The organism is Curtobacterium sp. B8 (genome assembly GCF_000333315.1).
GTDB classification, from domain to species: Bacteria; Actinomycetota; Actinomycetes; order Actinomycetales; family Microbacteriaceae; genus Curtobacterium; species Curtobacterium luteum.
Genome location: NZ_BACW01000385.1, coordinates 1 through 2,523, shown reverse-complemented (window position 1 = coordinate 2,523; position 2,523 = coordinate 1). Strand labels below are relative to the sequence as shown.

Annotated in this window: 3 protein-coding genes; all 3 read right to left on the bottom strand. The window is 73.3% G+C overall.

Going from position 1 to position 2,523, the window contains the following annotated elements; translation table 11 throughout:
* A partial coding sequence (locus I59_RS09910) for a glycosyltransferase family 1 protein (protein ID WP_022903735.1) occupies positions 1-1,093 on the bottom strand: 1,093 nt, incomplete at its 3' end.
* Between the two features lie 146 nt (positions 1,094-1,239).
* Positions 1,240-2,091 carry a dTDP-4-dehydrorhamnose reductase gene (gene rfbD, locus I59_RS09905; RefSeq protein ID WP_031273553.1) on the bottom strand — a complete coding sequence of 284 codons (852 nt, stop codon included), beginning with the start codon at positions 2,089-2,091 and terminating at the stop codon, positions 1,240-1,242.
* A gap of 35 nt (positions 2,092-2,126) precedes the next feature.
* On the bottom strand, positions 2,127-2,523 hold a 397-nt coding region (locus I59_RS09900), incomplete at its 5' end, for a GDP-mannose 4,6-dehydratase (protein WP_022903733.1).

Below are 2,523 nucleotides of genomic sequence, written 5' to 3'. Positions count from 1 at the left end.
TCGACATCCGCGCTCTGTCGGGCCCGGCGACCGCCAGGTGAGATGCGAGGAGCGGGTCGTTCACGACCTGGTAGACGGCCTGGGCCAGCCGCTCGGGGTACGAGTCGCGCGGGTCACGGGCGACGGTCACGCCGGCGTCCGACGCGACCTCGCTCACCGCGGCGTCGTCCGAGTGGATCACCGGCGTGCCGAAGCTCATCGCCTCGATCACGGGGAGGCCGAAGCCCTCCGCGAGGCTCGGGAAGACGAACACCGTCGCCCGGTCGTACGCGACCGCGAGGTCCGCGTCGTCCACACGGCCGAGCACCTTGACCCGGTCGCGCGCGAGCCCGGCCCGCTCGGCGGTGCCGTAGACGTCCACGTCGCCCCAACCGTCCGGACCTGCGATGACGAGCGGGACGTCCTGCGGGGCGTCCGGGTGCGCCATCGCCGCGATGAGGTGGGCGAGGCCCTTCCGGGGCTCGAGCGTCCCGACGGCGAGCACGTAGCGCTCGGGGAGGCCGAGCCGCTCCGCGCGGAGGTCGGCGTCGACCGGCGTCCGGAGCCGACCGCTCGGCGCGCCGCCGATCACCCGGAGCCGGTCGTCGAACCGGTGGACCTCGTTGAGCGCCGACGCGACCGCGTGCGTCGGCACGACCACGGCGTCGGCGTACTTGAACGCGCGCTTCACCATCGCGCGGTGGAAGTGGACGCCGCGGGGCGTCAGGGTCTCCGGGTGCGTCCAGGGCACCGTGTCGTGCACCGTCACGACGCTCTGGCGCCCGGGGAACTGGACGCGGTCGTGCTTGACGAGCGGGGCCAGGACGCTGGGCGCGTGGACCATCTCCTTCGCGAGCCCACCGACGATGCCGCCCTGCCAGGCGAGCGAGAGCTCGCGCCGGGGGAGCGCCAGGCGCTGGAGCTCGGAGAGGCCGGGGAGCAGGGTCTCGAGGCGGCGGAGGTCGTCGTTCCCGACCGCCGAGACGACCGCTGCGACCTCGCAGCCCTCCGGCGCGGTGGCGACGAGGTGGCGGGTCAGCTCCTCGGCGTACCGGCCGATGCCGCCGGGGACCGGTGCGACCACCTGGTCGACGACGACGTGGAGAGTGGTCATGCTGGTGTGCTCCTCGTCGTGGTCGTGGTGCCGTGACCCGGCTGGCCGACCCTACCAGGGGGGACGGGGAGGACCCCGTGACGGCCTGGAGGCTCCGCACCGGACCGGTGGGGAGCCTCCAGGCCGTCGTCTGGTCGCGCGGCGGATCAGGCCTGGAGGGCGCCCGCCTGGACGGCGGCGTGCAGCGCCTCGCGCCAGTCGCGCATGGGCGCGAGCCCGGCGCGGGACCAGCCGTCGTGCCCCAGCACGCTGTAGGCGGGCCGCGGGGCGGGCCGCACGAACGCGGTGCTGTCGGTGGGCAGGACCCGCTCGGGGTCGAGGCCGACCTCGGTGTAGATCGCGCGCGTGAAGTCGAACCACGAGCCCTGCCCGGCGTTGGTGCCGTGGTAGGTGCCCGCGGGGGCGTCGCCGTCCACGAGCTCGACGATGCGCGCTGCGAGGTCGCCGGTCCAGGTGGGCTGCCCGACCTGGTCCGTGACGACGCTGACCGTGTCGTGCGACGCGGCGAGCCGGAGCATCGTGGCCGCGAAGTTCGGGCCGTGCGCGCCGTAGATCCACGCGGTGCGCACCACGTACGAGCTGTCCGGTGCGATCTCACGGACGAACGCCTCGCCCGCAGCCTTCGACCGGCCGTAGGCGTTGATCGGGTCCGTCGAGGCGTGCTCCGGGTACGGCGACGTGCCGTGGCCGTCGAACACGTAGTCGGTGGACACCGTCAGGAGCTTCGCGCCGTGGCGGACCGCGGCTTCGGCGAGGAGCTTCGGACCGGTGGCGTTCACGGCGTACGCGTCGTCCTCGTGCGTCTCGGCGTCGTCGACCTTCGTGTACGCCGCCGAGTTGATGACGACGTCGTGGCCGGAGACCGCCGCGTCGACCGCTTCGGCGTCGGTGATGTCCAGGTCGGCGCGGCCGAGGGCCGTCACGGCACGGCCCGCCAGCGCGTGCTGGAGGTCCTGGCCGAGCATGCCGGCGGCGCCGGTGATGAGGTATCGCGTCATGGTGTCGTGCGTCCCGTCGAGGTCGTGCGCGCCGCTCAGCTGAGCGCCGCGCGCTCCTTGAGCGGCTCCCACCACGAGCGGTTGTCGCGGTACCACTGCACGACGTCCGCGAGCCCCTGCTCGAACGGCACCTGCGGCTCGTACCCGAGCTCCTCGCGGATCTTCGTGATGTCCACCGAGTAGCGGAGGTCGTGGCCGAGCCGGTCCGCGACGCGGTCGACGAACGACCAGTCCTTGCCGGTCGCGTCGAGCAGGAGCTGCGTGAGCTCCTTGTTCGTCAGCTCGGTGCCGCCGCCGATGTTGTAGACCTCGCCCGCGCGGCCCTTCACCAGCACGAGCGCGATGCCGCGGCAGTGGTCGTCGACGTGGAGCCAGTCACGGACGTTGTTGCCCTCGCCGTAGAGCGGGACGTGCTCGCCGTCGATGAGGTTG

Excerpts from the sequence above, each read along its gene's own strand:
- rfbD (WP_031273553.1), bottom strand. The coding sequence starts at position 2,091 with ATGACGCGATACCTCATCACCGGCGCCGCCGGCATGCTCGGCCAGGAC.